General features: G+C 67.1%; 17 protein-coding genes and 2 pseudogenes. 8 read left to right on the top strand and 11 right to left on the bottom strand.

Going from position 1 to position 17,011, the window contains the following annotated elements; genetic code table 11:
* Positions 1 to 198: 198 nt before the first annotated feature.
* Positions 199 to 1,539: a DUF349 domain-containing protein gene (locus H0B56_RS09065; RefSeq protein WP_425484514.1), complete on the top strand. Its 1,341-nt coding sequence runs from the start codon at positions 199 to 201 to the stop codon at positions 1,537 to 1,539.
* Positions 1,540 to 1,634: 95 nt separating this feature from the next.
* On the opposite strand, the gene H0B56_RS09060 is transcribed toward H0B56_RS09065, so the two are convergent.
* Together H0B56_RS09060 and miaB are read right to left on the bottom strand one after the other, a co-directional pair.
* Positions 1,635 to 2,117, bottom strand: coding sequence for an Rv2732c family membrane protein (locus H0B56_RS09060; protein ID WP_180892547.1), 483 nt, complete (start codon positions 2,115 to 2,117; stop codon positions 1,635 to 1,637).
* Positions 2,111 to 3,610 carry a tRNA (N6-isopentenyl adenosine(37)-C2)-methylthiotransferase MiaB gene (gene miaB, locus H0B56_RS09055; RefSeq protein WP_180892546.1) on the bottom strand — a complete coding sequence of 500 codons (1,500 nt, stop codon included), beginning with the start codon at positions 3,608 to 3,610 and terminating at the stop codon, positions 2,111 to 2,113. The genes H0B56_RS09060 and miaB overlap by 7 nt, the downstream gene beginning before the upstream one ends.
* A 169-nt stretch (positions 3,611 to 3,779) precedes the next feature.
* Between miaB and H0B56_RS09050 the strand changes: the two genes are divergently transcribed.
* From H0B56_RS09050 to H0B56_RS09030, 5 genes are all read left to right on the top strand, one after another.
* Positions 3,780 to 5,030: an aminotransferase class I/II-fold pyridoxal phosphate-dependent enzyme gene (locus H0B56_RS09050; RefSeq protein ID WP_180892545.1), complete on the top strand. Its 1,251-nt coding sequence runs from the start codon at positions 3,780 to 3,782 to the stop codon at positions 5,028 to 5,030.
* Positions 5,031 to 5,585: 555 nt separating this feature from the next.
* Complete coding sequence (locus H0B56_RS09045; protein WP_180892924.1) at positions 5,586 to 6,314, top strand: amino acid ABC transporter ATP-binding protein; 729 nt, start codon at positions 5,586 to 5,588, stop codon at positions 6,312 to 6,314.
* A gap of 49 nt (positions 6,315 to 6,363) precedes the next feature.
* On the top strand, positions 6,364 to 7,230 hold the full coding sequence (locus H0B56_RS09040) for a glutamate ABC transporter substrate-binding protein (protein WP_180892544.1): 867 nt from the start codon (positions 6,364 to 6,366) through the stop codon (positions 7,228 to 7,230).
* A 70-nt stretch (positions 7,231 to 7,300) separates the two neighbouring features.
* A complete protein-coding gene (locus H0B56_RS09035; protein ID WP_180892543.1) occupies positions 7,301 to 7,948 on the top strand; it encodes an amino acid ABC transporter permease in 648 nt (215 codons plus the stop codon).
* On the top strand, positions 7,945 to 8,823 hold the full coding sequence (locus H0B56_RS09030) for an ABC transporter permease subunit (protein WP_180892542.1): 879 nt from the start codon (positions 7,945 to 7,947) through the stop codon (positions 8,821 to 8,823). The genes H0B56_RS09035 and H0B56_RS09030 overlap by 4 nt, the downstream gene beginning before the upstream one ends.
* A 56-nt stretch (positions 8,824 to 8,879) precedes the next feature.
* On the opposite strand, the gene H0B56_RS09025 is transcribed toward H0B56_RS09030, so the two are convergent.
* Entirely contained in the window at positions 8,880 to 9,206 is a 327-nt protein-coding gene (locus tag H0B56_RS09025) for a hypothetical protein (protein ID WP_180892541.1), read from the bottom strand.
* A gap of 128 nt (positions 9,207 to 9,334) precedes the next feature.
* On the opposite strand from H0B56_RS09025, the gene H0B56_RS09020 reads away from it, so the two are divergent.
* Positions 9,335 to 10,174, top strand: coding sequence for a helix-turn-helix domain-containing protein (locus H0B56_RS09020; RefSeq protein ID WP_343063819.1), 840 nt, complete (start codon positions 9,335 to 9,337; stop codon positions 10,172 to 10,174).
* Positions 10,175 to 10,202: 28 nt separating this feature from the next.
* On the top strand, positions 10,203 to 10,415 hold the full coding sequence (locus tag H0B56_RS09015; RefSeq protein WP_180892540.1) for a DUF397 domain-containing protein: 213 nt from the start codon (positions 10,203 to 10,205) through the stop codon (positions 10,413 to 10,415).
* Here H0B56_RS09015 and H0B56_RS09010 read toward each other — a convergent pair.
* The 8 genes and pseudogenes from H0B56_RS09010 to recA form a co-directional block, all read right to left on the bottom strand.
* Positions 10,399 to 11,151 carry a succinate dehydrogenase/fumarate reductase iron-sulfur subunit gene (locus H0B56_RS09010; protein ID WP_180892539.1) on the bottom strand — a complete coding sequence of 251 codons (753 nt, stop codon included), beginning with the start codon at positions 11,149 to 11,151 and terminating at the stop codon, positions 10,399 to 10,401. The two genes, H0B56_RS09015 and H0B56_RS09010, sit on opposite strands and share 17 nt — an antisense overlap.
* The gene (locus H0B56_RS09005) at positions 11,148 to 13,070 is read right to left on the bottom strand and encodes a fumarate reductase/succinate dehydrogenase flavoprotein subunit (protein ID WP_180892538.1); all 1,923 of its coding nucleotides are present in this window, start codon (positions 13,068 to 13,070) and stop codon (positions 11,148 to 11,150) included. Before H0B56_RS09005 ends, H0B56_RS09010 begins: the two co-directional genes overlap by 4 nt.
* A 31-nt stretch (positions 13,071 to 13,101) precedes the next feature.
* On the bottom strand, positions 13,102 to 13,905 hold the full coding sequence (locus tag H0B56_RS09000) for a hypothetical protein (RefSeq protein ID WP_180892537.1): 804 nt from the start codon (positions 13,903 to 13,905) through the stop codon (positions 13,102 to 13,104).
* Complete coding sequence (locus tag H0B56_RS08995) at positions 13,902 to 14,201, bottom strand: hypothetical protein (protein WP_180892536.1); 300 nt, start codon at positions 14,199 to 14,201, stop codon at positions 13,902 to 13,904. The genes H0B56_RS09000 and H0B56_RS08995 overlap by 4 nt, the downstream gene beginning before the upstream one ends.
* A gap of 128 nt (positions 14,202 to 14,329) precedes the next feature.
* Positions 14,330 to 14,842 carry a regulatory protein RecX gene (locus H0B56_RS08990; protein WP_180892535.1) on the bottom strand — a complete coding sequence of 171 codons (513 nt, stop codon included), beginning with the start codon at positions 14,840 to 14,842 and terminating at the stop codon, positions 14,330 to 14,332.
* Positions 14,843 to 14,850: 8 nt separating this feature from the next.
* Positions 14,851 to 15,348 carry a hypothetical protein gene (locus H0B56_RS23230; RefSeq protein WP_281373632.1) on the bottom strand — a complete coding sequence of 166 codons (498 nt, stop codon included), beginning with the start codon at positions 15,346 to 15,348 and terminating at the stop codon, positions 14,851 to 14,853.
* Between the two features lie 171 nt (positions 15,349 to 15,519).
* Positions 15,520 to 16,134: pseudogene (locus H0B56_RS23225) on the bottom strand (LAGLIDADG endonuclease); the annotation flags it as partial.
* Positions 16,111 to 16,983 (bottom strand): annotated as a pseudogene (recA, locus tag H0B56_RS23220) (recombinase RecA); the annotation flags it as partial. The pseudogenes recA and H0B56_RS23225, both read right to left, overlap by 24 nt.
* Positions 16,984 to 17,011 lie beyond the last annotated feature (28 nt).

The raw sequence follows: 17,011 nt of genomic DNA, 5'->3' as shown, positions 1-17,011 counted from the left end.
GTACCCACCCGCCCTCCGGTGGGAGGCCGCCCGCCCGAGGCGGCGCTGCGTACCGGCGTCGGCGCGTCTCGAGTACCACATATGGCGCAGAACTGTTTGAATGCAGGTAGGACCCGATGAGGCAGTCGACACAGCACACGGCCCCGCTCAGGCGGGGCGCCCGTCGCGCACGGGCGAGCAGCCACGAAGGAGCCGGCCATGGCTGAGGAGATGGCGCACGACAAGCCCACCGAGCAGCAGGACGCCCACGCGCCCGCGCCGAACGAGGTACTGCACGGGCGGATGAGCCTCGCACACGCTGCTCCACCCGTGCCGAATGCCGAAGCGGACCCGTCCCGGTGGGGTCGTATCGACGACGAGGGGACCGTGTTCGTGTTCGTCGGCGGTGGCGAGCGCCCGGTAGGCGTCTGGCAGGCGGGCTCGTCCGAGGAAGGGCTGGAGCACTACGCCCGCCGGTTCGACGATCTGCGCACCGAGGCCGAGCTGCTGGAGACGCGCCTCAACTCCGGGGCAGGCGACCCCAAGCAGGCGCTGAGCTCGGCAACCCAGCTGCGCGACGGACTCGACGAGGCCGCAGTCGTCGGTGACATCGAAGCACTCCGGGCACGCTTGTCACACATCATCGCGCACGCCGAGCAGGCGATCGAGCAGGCCAAGCGCCAGCGGGAGGCGACCCGCGCCGCGGCCGTCGAACGCAAGACCGCGCTTGTCGAGGAAGCCGAGGAGATCGCGGAGAACTCCACGCAATGGAAGGCCGCGGGCGACCGGTTGCGCTCGATCGTCGAGGAATGGAAGACGATCAAAGGCGTGGACCGCAAGACCGATGACGCGCTGTGGAAGCGGTTCGGCAAGGCACGGGACGCGTTCAGCAGGCGTCGCGGCGCGCACTTCGCCGAGCTGGACAAGCAGCGCGCAGCGGCCAAGGAACGCAAGCAGGAGCTGGTCGACGAGGCGGAGTCGCTGACGCAGTCACAGGACTGGGGGCCGACCGCGGCCCGCTACAAGCAGCTCATGGCCGAGTGGAAAGCAGCGGGCAAGGCGCCGAAGGACTCCGACGAGGCACTCTGGCAGCGTTTCAAGGCGGCGCAGGACGCGTTCTTCGCGCGCCGTTCGGCGGCCTTCTCCGAGCGCGACGCCGAGTACGCGGAGAACGCTCGCCGTAAGGAGGAGCTGCTCGCCGAGGCCGAGCAGCTCGATCCGTCGCGGAACCTGGACTCGGCGAAGGCCCAGCTGCGCAAGCTGCAGGAGCGCTGGGACGAGATCGGTAAGGTCCCCCGGGAACGGATGCGTGAGCTCGACGGCAGGCTCAAGGCAGTGCAGGACAAGGTCCGGCAGGCCGAGGACAGCAAGTGGCGCGCGAGCGACCCGGAAGCCCAGGCTCGCGCCGCGCAGTTCCGGGAGCGCGTGCAGCAGTTCGAGGACCAGGCTGCCAAGGCCCGCGCGGACGGCGACGAGCGCCGGGCACGCGAAGCCGAGCAGCAGGCCGAGCAGTGGCGCGAGTGGATGAACGCAGCGGAGCGCGCCGTCGCCGACCGCTGATACGCCTCAGCCGGGGGCGAGCCGAAGGGGTCCTCGGGTACCACATATGTACCGGAGGGGTCCTTCGGCTCGCCCCCGGCCGGGCGTTCGCGGCCTCACTGGCGGGAGCCGGCCACCCGCATCCAGTTGATCGCGAGGATGACGGCGGTGATCAGCGCCAGCACCATGCCCACGCCCGGACCGTTGCCCGCGACGCCGGGTGCTGCTGTGGACTGCTGACTCCAGATCGCCAGCAGGCCGTCGACGAACATGACCCAGCCGCCGATGGCGCAGACCCATGCCATCCACCAGCGGCGCACGACCAGCGTCAGTGCCGAGATCACGATGCCGAAAACGACCGTCGTCGTGGCGAACAGCCGGGGCACGATCCCCGACTCACCCGCGAGCGCTCGCCAGCCAGGGTCGCCATCGACCCAGGGCAGCAGCACGGCCACGATCAGGACGAACACCAGCACCGCGATGCCGAAGCCACGCCTGCCGAGCTCGACCGTTCGCGCGGCGCTGCGCTCGACCTGCTCGATCTCCTCGCGCAGCTCGGCGACCTCGTCGGGGTCGCCGTCGCGGGGCTCGTTCAGCATGTCGAGCACCCGCCAGCGGCAACCGCGTCCTGCTCGGTCCGCGGGGCGCCGATCGTCGGGAAGCCCAGGCTGACGCCCCCGCTGGCGACCCCCGCTGTCCGGGGGCGCTGCCCGGCCTCCGAGTTGTCACCGGCGCGCGTGCGCCGGTGCGCGAGTACCGTCCCGTCCGCGACGAGATGATGGGGCGCGGCGTAGCTGATCTCTGTCTCGACGAAGTCGCCCGGGCGCACCTCGCCGTCGATCGCCTCGCCGACCGGGGTGAAGTGCACCAGCCTGCCGTCCCTGGCGCGCCCGCTCATCCGGCGGGTCTCGGTGTCCTTGCGCCCCTCACCGCGCGCGACGAGCAACTCGACCCGCTGCCCGACCAGCTTGGTGTTCTCCTCCCAGGCGACCTCGTCCTGCAATGCGACGAGCCGCTCGTAACGCTCCTGCACCACGTCCTTGGGGACCTGCCCGTCCATCTCGGCGGCAGGCGTGCCCTCTCGCTTGGAGTACTGGAAGGTGAAGGCGCTGGAGAACCGGGCCTGCCGCACCACATCCAGCGTCTCCTGGAAGTCCTCCTCGGTCTCGCCGGGAAAGCCGACGATGATGTCGGTGGTGATGGCGGCATGCGGGATCGCCGCGCGCACCTTGTCGAGGATCGACAGGAACCGCTTCGACCGGTACGAGCGGCGCATCGCCTTCAGCACCCGGTCCGAGCCCGCTTGCAGGGGCATGTGCAGCTGGGGGCAGACGTTCGGGGTCTCGGCCATCGCGTCGATGACGTCGTCGGTGAACGCCGCCGGGTGGGGCGAGGTGAACCGCACGCGCTCGAGCCCCTCGATCTCGCCGCACGCCCTGAGCAGCTTGCCGAACGCGTACTTGTCGCCGAACTCGACGCCGTAGGAGTTGACGTTCTGCCCGAGCAGGGTGACCTCCACGACGCCCTCGGCGACGAGCGCCTCGACCTCGGCGAGCACCTCGCCGGGCCTGCGATCCCGTTCCTTGCCACGCAACGAGGGCACGATGCAGAAGGTGCACGTGTTGTTGCACCCGACCGAGATCGAGACCCATCCGGAGTAGGCGGAGTCACGCCGTGCCGGCAGCGTCGACGGGAACGTCTCCAACGACTCCAGGATCTCCACCTCGGCCTCGCGGTTGTGCCGGGCGCGTTCGAGCAGGGTGGGAAGCGAGCCGATGTTGTGCGTGCCGAAGACGACGTCGACCCACGGAGCACGCCGGACGATCTCGCCCCGATCCTTCTGAGCCAGGCAGCCCCCCACAGCGATCTGCATGTCCGGATTCGCCTTCTTGTCGCTGCGCAGGCGCCCCAGGTTGCCGTACAGCTTGTTGTCCGCGTTCTCCCGCACGGCACAGGTGTTGAACACGACCACGTCGGCCTGCGCACCGTCCGCCGGTACGTAACCGGCGTCCTCGAGCTGTCCCGCCAGTCGCTCGGTGTCGTGCACGTTCATCTGGCAGCCGAACGTGCGGATCTGGAATGTCCGTGGCACATCTACCAGGGTAGACCCGCCGGAAGCACCTGCGTTTCCCGGTCGCGCGGTCTATGGTCCGCGTTACGAGCAGGCATTCCCCGAGTCCGGGCGCGAGCGCGGAAAGTGCGCGGCACCCGCCCGTGTTCTAGGCTGCTGACGACGAGCTGCCCGGCACCGAGGAGACGTCGTGGTCGTACACTCCGCCACCCTGGAGCTGGACGAACGGGTACGTGCACGACGCGCTGCCGGGCACCACGTCGTGCACCTCGGGTTCGGCGAGGCGGGACTGCCCGTCCTCCCCGAGGTTCGCGAGGTGCTCGCCGGGGCGACCGGGCTCAACTCATACGGTCCGGTGGTCGGCTCGGCCGAGGCCCGTGGCTCGGCGGCGGGCTACTTCGCTCGCCGCGGCCTGCCGACCGAGCCCGAGCAGGTCATCTACGGCCCCGGCAGCAAGGCCCTGCTGTTCGCGCTGCTGTCGGTGCTCGGCGGGGACATCGTGCTGCCGCGCCCGTCGTGGGTGAGTTACGCGGCCCAGGCCGGCCTGACCGGTCGCGGCGTCATCGGCGCACCGATATCCGAGGTCGCGGGTGGCGTACCGGAGCCGAACGGCCTCGAACGGGTGCTTGAGGGAGCCCGCGCGGACGGTCGCAAGCCCGCGGCGATGATCCTCACCCTGCCCGACAACCCCACGGGCACCCTCGCGCCCGCCGAGCAGCTGGAGGCGATCTGTGACATCGCGCAGCGGTACGAGCTGCTGCTGATCTGCGACGAGATCTACCGCGATCTCGTCTACCACCCCGAGCGGTTTCGCAGCCCGGCGACCATCGCGCCGGAACGTACGGTGGTCACGAGCGGGCTGTCGAAGGCGATGGCCCTTGGCGGTTGGCGAATCGGGCTCGCCCGCCTTCCCGACGGGCGGTGGGGTACCTCGCTGCGTACCGAGCTCGTGGGCGTCGCAGGCGAGATCTGGTCGAGCCTGGCCGCGCCGATGCAGGAAGTGGCAGGCTACGTCTACAGCGAGCCCGAGGAGGTCGTCGCCTACGTCTCGCGCGGCCGGCGACTGCACGAGGCGGTGAGTACCGCGGTGCATCGCGTTCTCGTCTCCGCGGGTGCGCGCTGCCGCCCACCACAGGCCGCCTTCTACCTCTACCCCGATCTGGCGCCGCTACGCGGCCGGCTGGCGGGCACCCGAGTCACCGGCGGTACCGGACTCGCCGAGCTGCTCCTGGAACGGCACGGCGTCGGGGTGCTCGCGGGCACGATGTTCGGCGACGATCCCGGCGCCCTGCGGCTGCGGGTGGCGACCAGCCTGCTCTACGGCGATACCGAGGAGCAACGCTGGCGGAGCTTGCACAGCGAGAACCCCACCACGCTGCCGTGGATCGCCGACGCACTCGACCGGCTCCGCCGGGCCCTGGCCGAGCTCGGCAAGCGGTAACCGCCGCGCACACGCCGCCCGTTTCCGCGATTCATTCCATCGCGCGCAACCGGCGCTGGTGTCGACGGCGCGACCCGGTATGGCCGATTCCCGATGTTCGCGCGGCATTCGCACCGGCCACGCGAGAACCCAGCGGACGATGCCAGCGGAAGAAACCGGCGAATCGACCGCGCAAGAACCCGCGCGGCCATTTCGCCCGCCACACCCACCCCGCCTGTTGGCAGCAGTCCCGGCCGCCGATCGGTGGATTGACCCACGAGAGTGATCTTTGCGAAAAGGGTGTGCCCCGGGACGATGAACGAGTCACGAATCCGCATCAATACGAACTCGTGCCCCGGGTGGCTGGATAGACGATCTTGTGTCTAGAGTTACCGTCGCTGTTGACCACTGGGGCGCCTCTTCCAGTGGTACCGCTATCCCAGATTACCGACTCTCGAGAACACCGGTCGTCGAGCGCGAAGGAGTGTCGAGTCCGTTGGCTCATCCATGGGCGGAATCCGCGCGCTTCACCGGCGGCGTGGAGGCCCGATGAACGAAGCAACGTCTAGCGCTCCGATGATCCGGACGCAGGACGTCAACAAGCACTTTGGTGAGCTGCATGTCTTGAAGGACATCACCATCGACGTGCCACGCGGCCAGGTCGTCGTGGTCGCCGGCCCGTCCGGCTCGGGCAAGTCCACGCTCTGCCGGACCATCAACCGTCTCGAGCCGATCGACTCGGGAACGATCGAGGTCGACGGCGAGCCACTGCCGATGGAAGGCAAGGCTCTGGCGAAGCTCCGCGCGGACGTGGGCATGGTGTTCCAGCAGTTCAACCTGTTCGCCCACAAGTCGATCGTGGACAACGTGACGCTCGGCCCCATCAAAGTACGCAAGAAGAGCAAGTCCGCCGCCCGGGATGAGGCGATGGAGCTGTTGACCCGGGTCGGTATCGCCGACCAGGCCGAGAAGTTCCCGGCACAGCTGTCCGGCGGGCAGCAGCAGCGTGCGGCGATCGCCCGCGCACTGGCCATGAATCCCAAGGTCATGATGTTCGACGAGCCGACGTCGGCACTCGACCCCGAGATGGTGCAGGAGGTTCTCGACGTCATGGCCTCGCTCGCGAACGAGGGCATGACCATGTTCGTCATCACCCACGAGATGGGATTCGCGCGCCGTGCCGCGCACCGGGTGATCTTCATGGACTACGGGGCGGTCATCGAGGACACCAGCCCGGAGGAGTTCTTCACCAACCCACGCACCGAGAGGGCCCAAGATTTCCTCAGCAAGATCCTGACCCATTGAGGAAACGACAACATCACCAATACCCCCGGTGAGTAGAAAGGAATCAGTTATGCGGATGCGATACACGGCATTCACGGCCCTCATGGCCTCTGCCGCCCTCGTCCTGGCGGCGTGTGGTGGGGACGACGCCGACGAGGAGGCCGGTGACGTCGAGGCCAGTGAGTTCGAAGAAGGCACGACGATGGCGCAGCTCGCCGAGGCCGGCGAGATCACCATCGGCACGAAGTTCGACCAGCCGCTCTTCGGCCTGCAGGCTCCCAGCGGCGAGCCGGTCGGCTTCGACATCGAGATCGCGAAAATCATCGCCTCCGAGCTCGGTATCGGCAGCGACGGGATCGAGTGGCGCGAGACGACATCGGCCAACCGCGAGGAGTTCCTCAAGGGTGGGCAGGTGGACATGGTCGTGGCCACCTACACCATCAACGACGAGCGCAAGCAGGAAGTCGACTTCGCGGGCCCGTACTACAACGCGGGACAGTCCATCCTGGTCCTCGAGGACAACGACGAGATCGGCGGACCCGAGGACCTCGCGGGCAAGGATGTCTGCACGGTCGAGGGGTCGACACCCGCGCAGAACATGCGGGACAACTACCCCGAGGCGAACCTCGATCTGACGGACACCTACTCGAACTGCCTCGAGCCGCTGCGCCAGGGTCAGGTCGACGCGCTGACCACGGACAACGTCATCCTGTCCGGGTTCATCGACCAGAACCCGGACGAGTTCAAACTGGTCGGTGAGCCGTTCACCGAGGAGCCCTACGGGGTGGGCGTACCGAAGGGCGACGACGAGTTCCGCTCCTTCATCAACGACGTCCTCGAGGAGTCCTTCGACGACGGCCGGTGGCTGGAAGCCTGGGAAAAGACCGCGGGTGAGGTGCTCGAGACCCCGGACACCCCGGAAGTCGACCGCTACTGAGGATGCCCTGCATCGGGGAGGTGGGCTTCGGGCCCACCTCCCCGACTGCATGACCAGGAGGTGACGCGGCATGGAAGCGGTCGTGGAGAACCTGCCGCTGTACTGGAAGGGGTTCCGGACGACGCTGGTCCTCGCCCTTGTCTCGGGCTTGATCGCGCTCGTGTGGGGAACCATCCTCGGGGCGTTCCGGGTGTCGCCGGTACCCCCGCTGCGCGCGTTCGGTACCGCCTACGTCGAGATCGTGCGGAACACGCCGCTGACGCTTGTGTTCTTCTTCTTCGTGTTCGTCTGGCCCCAGATCGGACCGTCCGTGCCGTTCTTCATCTCGGCGATCGCGGCACTGTCCATCTACACCGCATCGTTCGTCTGTGAGGCGGTGCGCTCCGGGATCAACAGCGTCGGGGTCGGGCAGGCCGAGGCCGCCCGCGCGGTCGGCCTGACGTTCACGCAGACGTTGAGCATCATCATCGTTCCGCAAGCCCTGCGCACGGTGGTCCCACCGTTGATCAACGTGTTCATCGCGCTTGCCAAGAACACCTCCGTCGCCGGCGGGTTCTTCGTCGCCGAGCTGTTCGGTGTGGCCCGCAGGCTCGCCAACGCGCACCCGCCGGACGTGATCGCCGTGCTGATCGGAGTGGGCATCGCCTATCTCGTCATCACGATTCCGGCCGGCGTGCTGGCCGGCTACGTGGAGCGGAAGGTGGTGTTCGCCCGGTGAGCTCCGTTCTCTACGACACGCCAGGCCCACGCGCGCGGCGCCGCTCGCTGATCGGGTCCGTCGTCACCGGTATCGCCATCGCCGCGCTGCTCGTCTTCATCGTCTTCCGCGTCGCCGAGACCGGCAGGATCGACGCCGAGCTCTGGCAGGTCTACACCGACCCGCCGAAGGGCAGCTCGGCAGCCGACGTCTGGACCTCGCTGCTCATCAACGGGCTCGGCGCCACGCTGCGCGCCGCGGCCGTCGGCGGGGTGCTCGCGCTGGCAGTGGGACTCGTACTCGTCGTACTGCGCATGGCGAAACCGCGGTGGGTTCGCTACCCGGCTACCGGGATCATCGAGGTCTTCCGCGGCCTACCGGTCATCCTGCTCATGTTCTTCGGAGTGCTCGGACTCGGGATGCCCATCTTCCAGGGCGTCGTCTTCGGACTCGTCGTCTACAACGCGGCCGTCATCGGGGAGATCCTGCGTGCCGGGATCGTGTCTCTCCCCAGTGGACAGGCCGAGGCCGGGTCGGCGATCGGGCTGACACAGCCGCAGATCCTCTTCTCCATCCTGCTGCCTCAGGCGATCCGCCGGATGCTGCCGAGCCTGATCAGCCAGTTCGTCGTGCTGCTCAAGGACACCTCGCTCGGGTTCATCATCGGCTACACCGAGCTGCTGCGGATCCTGCGCATCAATACGGAGTTCTTCGGGGAGAGCTACCTGTTCGTGCTCTTCTTCGTCGGTGCTGCGATCTACATCGCGGTCAACTTCCTGCTGTCTCGCGTGGCGATCTGGCTGGAGCGGCGCGGCTCCATGAAGGCGGCAGGCGGTGCCGTGCACGCCGACGCCGAGCACGCCGAGGCTCACGCGGAAGGGGAGCAGAAGCCGTAGGTGCCGCCCCGGCCCGGCCGCGTACACCTCGCTCGCGGCCGGGCCGGGGCGGGTACTCACGCCGTCCCGTACTCGCCGGCGTCGCCGCCTGCTTCCCGTGTGCCGCCGGGGTGCCGCAGCCGGATGCTCACCAGGTGGGTGCGTTCCGCGCCGAGCACGCGGTACACGCTGACCAGCCAGGTGCCCGCACGTGCGCGCACCCTGCCGAGGTAGTCGTCCGCACAGCACCGCGTGTACGTGACGAGCCAGCGCTGCCTGCGCTCCGGCCTGTGCTCGAAACAGAACCCCTGGTCGTTCACCCTCTCCGTGTACACGTGTTCCCGCTGCCCTGCCGTGTTTTCGTAGCGATACTCGAGTTCGTGCCGGTGATTCCATCCCCACATACCACGGAGCGTGCGGGTGCAGATCCGCGGCCGGGTTCCGCGCCCGCGTGACGGCGGGAACTGAAAATCTCGACTGACGTACCTTCGGCTTACACTTCGTGCGCACACGGTCGCGAGGAGTGATACTGGTGGGTAATGCGAAGCAGCCGAACTTCCGCATGCGGCAGCTGGCACGCACGCTGCGCGCATTGCGCGAGGAAGTCGGCTACACGCAGGAAGAATCGGCCGGAAAGCTGAGGTTCTCCGACTCGAAGATCTGCCGGATCGAGCAAGGACAACTGCCCGGGTATCACGAGTTCCTGGCCATGCTCGACATTTACGGAATCGTCGTCAACGACTACGGCGAGTACATCCGAATGTACGAACGTGCGGAGGAAAAGGGATGGTGGCACGCGTACGGGCTCAATGACCGGGGATTCGTCAGCGCCGAGGCCGAGGCGTCCACGGTGCGCACTTTCCAGCTGGCACACATTCCCGGCTTGTTGCAGACCGAGGCATACATGCGCGAGCTGTTCACCGCTACGTACCTTCCGCGCCAGCAACACGAGCTGGAGAACCAGGTAGCCGTGCGCCTGCGTCGCCAGCGCAGGCTGACAGACGAACCGCTATTACACTTGCATGCCGTTATCGACGAGAGCGCGCTGCACCGGCCGATCGGTACCCGCGACCAGCATCATGCACAGTTGCGCCAGGTCGTGGATCGAGCCAGGCTCGCCAACGTGACGATCCAGGTGATCCCGACGGAACTCGGCGCCCACTCCGGGCAGCAGGGTAGCTTCACCGTGCTGAGCTTTCCCGATCCGGCCGAAGCCGCTCTGGTCTACGTCGAGCAGCCCTTCACATCGTTCTGTGTGGAGAAGGAACCTGAGGTCAGCGCTGCTAGGATGGTGTTCGATCACCTCGCCGACCTTGCCCTGGACGAGGACGACTCTCAGGCGCTGGTCGAGCGAGCTGCGACGGGTAGATAACGTGCACAGCCGAGAGAGGCGAGAGCCGATGCCTTCGGTGGACCCCACCACCTGGCGGACGAGCAGCTACAGCGGCGGCGACGGCAACAACGGCGACTGCGTCGAGGTCGCCCTCGCCGGCTCGGCCGTCGCCATCCGCGACTCCAAGGATCGCGACTCCGGCAGGCTGCGGTTGTCAGCCGCAGCCTGGCACGCGTTCCTCACCGGGCTCTACCCCTCGGCCGTCACGACCCGCGCTTGAACAGCTTGTTGCCGAGCCAGACCACGGGATCGTAACGGCGACCGGCCACCCGCTCCTTCATCGGGATCAGCGCGTTGTCGGTGATCTTGATGCCCTCCGGGCACACCTCGGTGCAGCACTTCGTGATGTTGCACATGCCGAGACCGTGCTCGTCCTGAGCGTCATCCCTCCGGTCGGCCGCGTCCAGCGGGTGCATCTCCAGCTCGGCGGCACGCATCAGGAATCGGGGACCGGCGAAGGCGGACTTGTTCTCCTCGTGATCCCGAACCACGTGGCAGGTGTCCTGGCACAGGAAGCACTCGATGCACTTGCGGAACTCCTGGGAGCGCTCGACGTCTTCCTGCTGCATCCGGTACTCGCCGGGCCCGAGCCCTTCCGGCGGGGTGAAGGAGGTGACCTCCCTGGCCTTGGTGTAGTTGTACGACACGTCCGGGACCAGGTCCTTGATCACGGAGAACGCCCGCATCGGCGTCACGGTGATGATCTCGTCCGCACTGAAGATGGACATCCGCGTCATGCACAGCAGGCGCGGACGCCCGTTGACCTCCGCGGAGCAGGAACCGCACTTGCCTGCCTTGCAGTTCCACCGCACGGCCAGGTCCGGAGCCTGGGTCGCCTGCAACCGGTGGATGATGTCGAGGACGACCTCGCCCTCGTTCACCTCCACCTCGAAGTCCTCGAGGGAACCACCCTCCTCGTCGCCGCGCCAAATCCGGAAGTGGCCCTTGTAGGTCATGGTGCTCCTTCCTCGCGCTGCGCGCCGGTGCGCGCGGGGTGCTCGACCAGCTCGGGCTCGGTGTAGTACTTCTCCAGCTCGGTCAGCTCGAACAACTCGAGCAGGTCGGCACGCATCGGCACCTGCTCCCCCGGCGTCACCGTCACCGATTCCCCGTCGAGCGTGCACTCCAGCAGGGTGTGGCGCCATTCCGCGTCCATCTTCGGGAAGTCGTCCCTGGTGTGCCCGCCCCGGCTCTCCGTGCGCCGCAGCGCCGCACGCGCCACGCACTCGCTGACGAGCAGCATGTTCCGCAGGTCGAGCGCGAGGTGCCAACCAGGGTTGTACTGCCGGTTTCCCTCGATACCCACGTGCCGGGCCCGCTCGGCCAGATCCCGCAGCTTGGTCAGCGCCTCGCTCATCTCGCCCTCGGTGCGGATGATGCCGACCAGTTCGTTCATCAGTCGCTGCAGGTCACTCTGCAGCGTGTAGGGGTTCTCGTAGGTCTCCCCGGCCCCGAACGGCTCGACAGCGGCCCGCGCGGCCTCATCCACCTGGGCCTGGTTCGCGGTGGGGCGCTCGGTCAGCGACGACACGTACCCGGCGGCGCCCGATCCCGCGCGGCGCCCGAACACCAGCAGATCGGACAGCGAGTTGCCACCGAGCCGGTTGGAACCGTGCATCCCGCCTGCGCACTCCCCCGCTGCGAACAGGCCGGGAACGCCGTCGGCGGCCCCGGTGTCGGGATCCACCTCGACGCCACCCATCACGTAGTGACAGGTCGGACCCACCTCCATGGCCTCGGAGGTGATGTCCACATCGGCCAGTTCCTTGAACTGGTGGTGCATCGACGGCAGGCGCCGCTCGATCTCCTCATCGGACAGTCGGGATGCGATGTCGAGGTAGACACCGCCGTGCGGCGAACCGCGCCCCTCCTTGACCTCGGTGTTGATCGCCCGCGCGACCTCGTCGCGGGGCAGCAGGTCCGGGGTGCGCCGGTTGTTGTTCGGGTCGGAGTACCACCGGTCGGCTTCCTCCGGGTTGTCCGCGTAGTAGCCCTTGAACACGTCGGGGATGTAGTTGAACATGAAGCGCTCGCCGTTCGCGTTCTTGAGCACTCCCCCGTCACCCCGCACACCTTCGGTGACCAGGATGCCCTTCACGCTGGGCGGCCACACCATGCCGGTGGGGTGGAACTGCACGAACTCCATGTTGATCAGCTTGGCGCCCGCGCGCATCGCGAGCGCGTGCCCGTCCCCTGTGTACTCCCAGGAGTTCGACGTCACCGAGAACGACTTGCCGATCCCGCCGGTGGCCAGCACGACGGCGGGCGCGTCGAACTGGACGAACCTTCCGGACTCACGCCAGTACGCGAACGCACCCGAGATCGCTCCGGCGTCATCGTTGAGCAGCTGGGTGACCGTGCACTCGCTGAAGACCTTCAGCCTGGCGTCGTAGTCGCCGAGATCCCGGTAGTCCTCCTGCTGCAGGGATACGATCTTCTGCTGCATGGTGCGGATCAGCTCGAGCCCGGTCCGGTCTCCGACGTGGGCCAGCCGGGGGTACTCGTGACCACCGAAGTTGCGCTGGCTGATCCGCCCGTCCCCGGTGCGGTCGAAGAGCGCACCGTAGGTCTCCAGCTCCCAGACACGGTCGGGTGCTTCCTTGGCGTGCAGCTCCGCCATCCGCCAGTTGTTCAGGAACTTGCCGCCGCGCATCGTGTCGCGGAAGTGCACCTGCCAGTTGTCCCCGGCGTTGACGTTTCCCATCGCCGCAGCGCAGCCGCCCTCCGCCATGACGGTGTGGGCCTTACCGAACAGGGACTTACAGATCACGGCCGTGCGCAGCCCCTGCTCCCTGGCCTCGATGGCCGCACGGAGCCCGGCGCCTCCGGCACCGATCACCAGCACGTCATAACTGTGCCGCTCTACCTCGGTCACTCATTCACCTCAAGTCTCGCGAGTAACGCACTCACCCGATGAAGCGCAGGTCCGTGATGGTCCCGCTCGCCACAAGCATGATGTACAGGTCGACCAGCATCAGCGTGCCGAGGGAGATCCACGCGAACTCCATGTGGCGGGTGTTCAGCGCGGAGATTCTGGTCCACATCCGGTACCGCACGGGGTGCTTGGAGAAGTTCTTCAGCCGGCCGCCCATCACATGCCGGCACGAGTGGCACGACAGCGTGTACAGCCACAACATGACCACGTTGACCACCAGGATCACGTTGCCGAGCCCGAGCCCGAACCCGCCGTCGGCGGTCTGGAAGGCCAGCAGCATGTCGTAGGTATTGATGATCGTGACGACGAAGGCCAGGTAGAAGAAGTACCGGTGGATGTTCTGCAGGATCAGCGGGAACCGCGTCTCACCGGTGTACCGCGCGTGCGGCTCGGGCACCGCGCAGGCGGGCGGGGACAGCCAGAAGGACCGGTAGTAGGCCTTGCGGTAGTAGTAGCAGGTCAACCGGAACAGCAGCAGGAACGGCAGGCTGAGCGCCGCGTACGGGATCAGCGCGTGATCCGGGATGAACCTGCCGAAGTGCGCCGCGCCGTCAACGCATCCCGTCGAGATGCAGGGCGAGTAGAACGGCGTGAGGTAGTGGTACTCCTCCACCCAGTAGTTCTGCTGCAGGAAGACCCGGACGGTCGCGTAGATCACGAAGACCGACAGTCCGGCGATGGTGAGGACCTGCGGTACCCACCATCGGTCGTTCCGCAGCGTGGAGACCGGTAGACGTGCTCGCGGGGGTGCGTGAACTCCTGTGTCTGTACTCACAAGCGCTTTCCGTGGTAGCCGCCGACACCTTCGTCGTCCGCATCCTCCCATAGGGACGGGTCGTACGGTGTGTCGGGCACCACAACCACTTCCGAGCGGTCAGCGGGCGTCCTCGGCGGCGCTACCCGATCGCTGCCGGAGCCCTCGAACTCCTCGACGTCGATATTGAGCCGCTCCACGTCGTTGACCAGCCGCCGCACCGCCGGTGCGTCCCCGTACCGGCTACGGAGCGCACCAACGCACTGGCGTAGCTCACTGAGGGTTCGCCGGAACTCCGCGATCTCGCCTTGTGTCATCTCGACACCTCCCTGCCCGCTCGTGACACCTACGACGCTCCGCGCGCCGACGGTGCTTCAAGGTCAACTTTGCCTTGATCGCATCGCTGTGACAAGAGCCACATTGTGCGGGTTCAATGAGACCACAGTCACATTCCGCGTTCGCCGAGCACCCCGAGTTCCTCGCTTGCCACCGTGTACGACAGCCCTTCCGGGTAGCCCTTGCGAGCGAGCATGGCGACGACACGTCGCAGCGCGGTGGTGGAGTCGACTCGCTGCAACGAGGGCAGCTTCTTGCGTACGAGCGCCCGCGCGCGGGCCTCCTCGTCGCCCTCGTCGACCCCGCTGACGACCTCGTCGGCGATCTCCTTGGACACCCCCTTGCGCAGCAGCTCGGCACGGAGCGCGCGGCGCCCCAGACCCTGGTGGGTCTGCCGGGAACGCACCCAGGTCGCTGCGAAGTCGGCGTCGTCGATCAGGCGAGCGGCTTCGAGCTTGTCGAGCACCTGCTCGATCACGTCACCGTCGAACCCCTTGCGCGCCACCGCGTCGCGCAGCTCCGCCCTCGTACGGGGGCGTGCGGCGAGCCGCCGGAGGCAGATGTCCTTGACTTGCCGGAAACTGTCCCCGCTAGCCGCCGCACCGTCATCAGGACCGGACATGACCCGTGTCAGAACTCCACTGGAGCGGGAGCGGAGTCATCGCCGTCCTCCGCCGACGCTCCGATCCCCATCTTTTCCTTGATCCGCTTCTCGACCTCGTTGGCGATGTCCGGGTTGTCGGACAGGAAACGGCGCGCGTTCTCCTTACCCTGCCCGAGCTGATCGCCCTCGTAGGTGTACCAGGCACCGGACTTGCGCAGGATCCCGTGCTCGACCCCCATGTCGATCAAGGAACCCTCGCGGGAGATTCCCTTGCCGTAAAGTATGTCGAACTCACTTTGCTTGAAGGGGGGTGCGCACTTGTTCTTCACGACCTTGACCCGGGTGCGGTTACCGACCGGTTCCCCGCCGTCCTTCAACGTCTCGATACGCCGGACATCCAGCCGCACCGAGGCGTAGAACTTCAACGCCTTACCACCGGTCGTCGTCTCAGGAGAGTTGTGCACCATCACGCCGTCGACGAAGTAGTTGTGGTTTCCTTCGACCTCGATATCGAAGCGGTTCATCGACCTCGTCGTCGGCTTCACGTGAATGTCGAGGACCGTGGCGGGTACAGGGCGCATCCTGGGGTCGGCGAACTGAGGCTCAACCCCGAACTGCCCACGGAACCGCGGTAGCAGCTTGTACTCCATCGACGGGTGCACGTACGGAGCTATCAACTGTTGGAACCGCTCCGTAGCCGCTGTCGTGAACTGCAGTACCGGAACCTGGCGCTCGCCCCGCGCCACAAGCTTGACGTCCAAGTCATGGGTGTCCCGCAGGTACTCCATCAACCGCCGCTGCGAGTCCTCCGCCATCGCCGCGACGCAGATCTCGATCCGGCCGCTCCCCCCGGCGGTACGCTGTTGCGCGCCCTTCGAGCGAACCGTGAAGCAGCCGTCGTCCATGTACCAGACAGCGAGAGACAGCGGTGTGAGCGACTTGAGGTAGTCCCAGGACAGGTGCTTCTTGCCGTCCCCGAAGTAGACGGCACGTTGCAGCTCGTAGAGCTCGGGCAGGGGTGTGAAGTCGGTGAACACCGCACCCTTGGCGTTCGTCGTACGTGTGTGCTCGATATTGGCCAGAAGCGAGGTCTTCCAGTCGAGGTAGTCGGACTGCTTCGCACCCTGGCCCATCCGGAACCGCACACCGGAACGGTCGCGACGGTTCGGCGCCAGGTGCCCGTCGCCCATCACGGACCCCAGGATGACCTCCCACTGTTGGTCGCTGAGCCGCTCTTCCTCGGCGATCAACACTCGCTCACCTTCGGCCAGCTCGCCGGCGTGACGCCACCCGCCGGGCGTGCGAATCAAGTGATTCTCAGTCGCCGCGAACTGGGCGCGGCCGTTACCACCCGACTTCGCCACGCTGAACTGGAGAAACTCCTCAGCAGGCCCGTTGTTGAACCAGTTGACCACCTTGCGGGGGACGATCTGGTCCGACTCGGGGTCGTACGACATCACCTCGACGGGCAGCCGCTGGTTGACGATCTTGCCGATCTTCTCCTGGGTGCCGTCGGCAAGCATCACCCGGGTGGAGTAATGGAAACACCCGAACATCACGCCGACTTTCTCGCGGAGCTGGTTGATGAACAGCGCCATGGTGCCCGAGTTGTGCAGCGCCGAGGTCAGCTTCCGCAGTGCCTGACTCATCAGCCGCGCCTGCAGCCCCACATGCGAGTCCCCCATCTCGCCCTCGATCTCGGCGCGCGGCACGAGCGCGGCGACCGAGTCGATGACCACGATGTCCAGCGCACCCGAGCGGATCAGCATGTCCGCGATCTCCAGCGCCTGCTCCCCGGTGTCCGGCTGGGAGACAAGCAGCGCGTCGGTGTCCACGCCGAGCGCCTTGGCGTACTCCGGGTCCAGGGCGTGCTCGGCGTCGATGAACGCCGCGATCCCGCCTGCCGCCTGCGCGTTGGCGACCGCGTGCAGCGCGACCGTGGTCTTACCGCTGCTCTCCGGGCCGAACACCTCGACGACCCTGCCACGCGGCAAGCCGCCGAGGCCCAGGGCCACATCCAGCCCGATGGCTCCGGTCGGAATCGCCCCGACGGCCGCGCGCTGATCCTCGCCGAGACGCATCACCGAGCCCTTGCCGTACTGCTTGTCGATCTGCGCAATGGCCAGCTCGAGTGCCTTGTCCCGATCCGGTGCTGCCATGGAAACCCACCTCGCTGATGTGAAGCCG

The organism is Haloechinothrix aidingensis (genome assembly GCF_013450155.1).
Lineage (GTDB): Bacteria > Actinomycetota > Actinomycetes > Mycobacteriales > Pseudonocardiaceae > Haloechinothrix > Haloechinothrix aidingensis.
The sequence above is the reverse complement of the archived record's forward strand: the minus strand, read 5'-3'. Positions and strand labels throughout refer to the sequence as shown.

Coding starts and splice junctions, on each gene's coding strand:
- H0B56_RS08990 (WP_180892535.1), bottom strand. CDS start 14,842: ATGTCCGGTCCTGATGACGGTGCGGCGGCTAGCGGGGACAGTTTCCGG.
- H0B56_RS09040 (WP_180892544.1), top strand. CDS start 6,364: ATGCGGATGCGATACACGGCATTCACGGCCCTCATGGCCTCTGCCGCC.
- H0B56_RS23230 (WP_281373632.1), bottom strand. CDS start 15,348: ATGAACCGCTTCGATATCGAGGTCGAAGGAAACCACAACTACTTCGTC.
- H0B56_RS09010 (WP_180892539.1), bottom strand. CDS start 11,151: ATGACCTACAAGGGCCACTTCCGGATTTGGCGCGGCGACGAGGAGGGT.
- H0B56_RS09025 (WP_180892541.1), bottom strand. CDS start 9,206: ATGTGGGGATGGAATCACCGGCACGAACTCGAGTATCGCTACGAAAAC.
- H0B56_RS09065 (WP_425484514.1), top strand. CDS start 199: ATGGCTGAGGAGATGGCGCACGACAAGCCCACCGAGCAGCAGGACGCC.
- H0B56_RS09060 (WP_180892547.1), bottom strand. CDS start 2,117: ATGCTGAACGAGCCCCGCGACGGCGACCCCGACGAGGTCGCCGAGCTG.
- H0B56_RS08995 (WP_180892536.1), bottom strand. CDS start 14,201: ATGACACAAGGCGAGATCGCGGAGTTCCGGCGAACCCTCAGTGAGCTA.
- H0B56_RS09035 (WP_180892543.1), top strand. CDS start 7,301: ATGGAAGCGGTCGTGGAGAACCTGCCGCTGTACTGGAAGGGGTTCCGG.
- H0B56_RS09015 (WP_180892540.1), top strand. CDS start 10,203: ATGCCTTCGGTGGACCCCACCACCTGGCGGACGAGCAGCTACAGCGGC.
- H0B56_RS09045 (WP_180892924.1), top strand. CDS start 5,586: ATGATCCGGACGCAGGACGTCAACAAGCACTTTGGTGAGCTGCATGTC.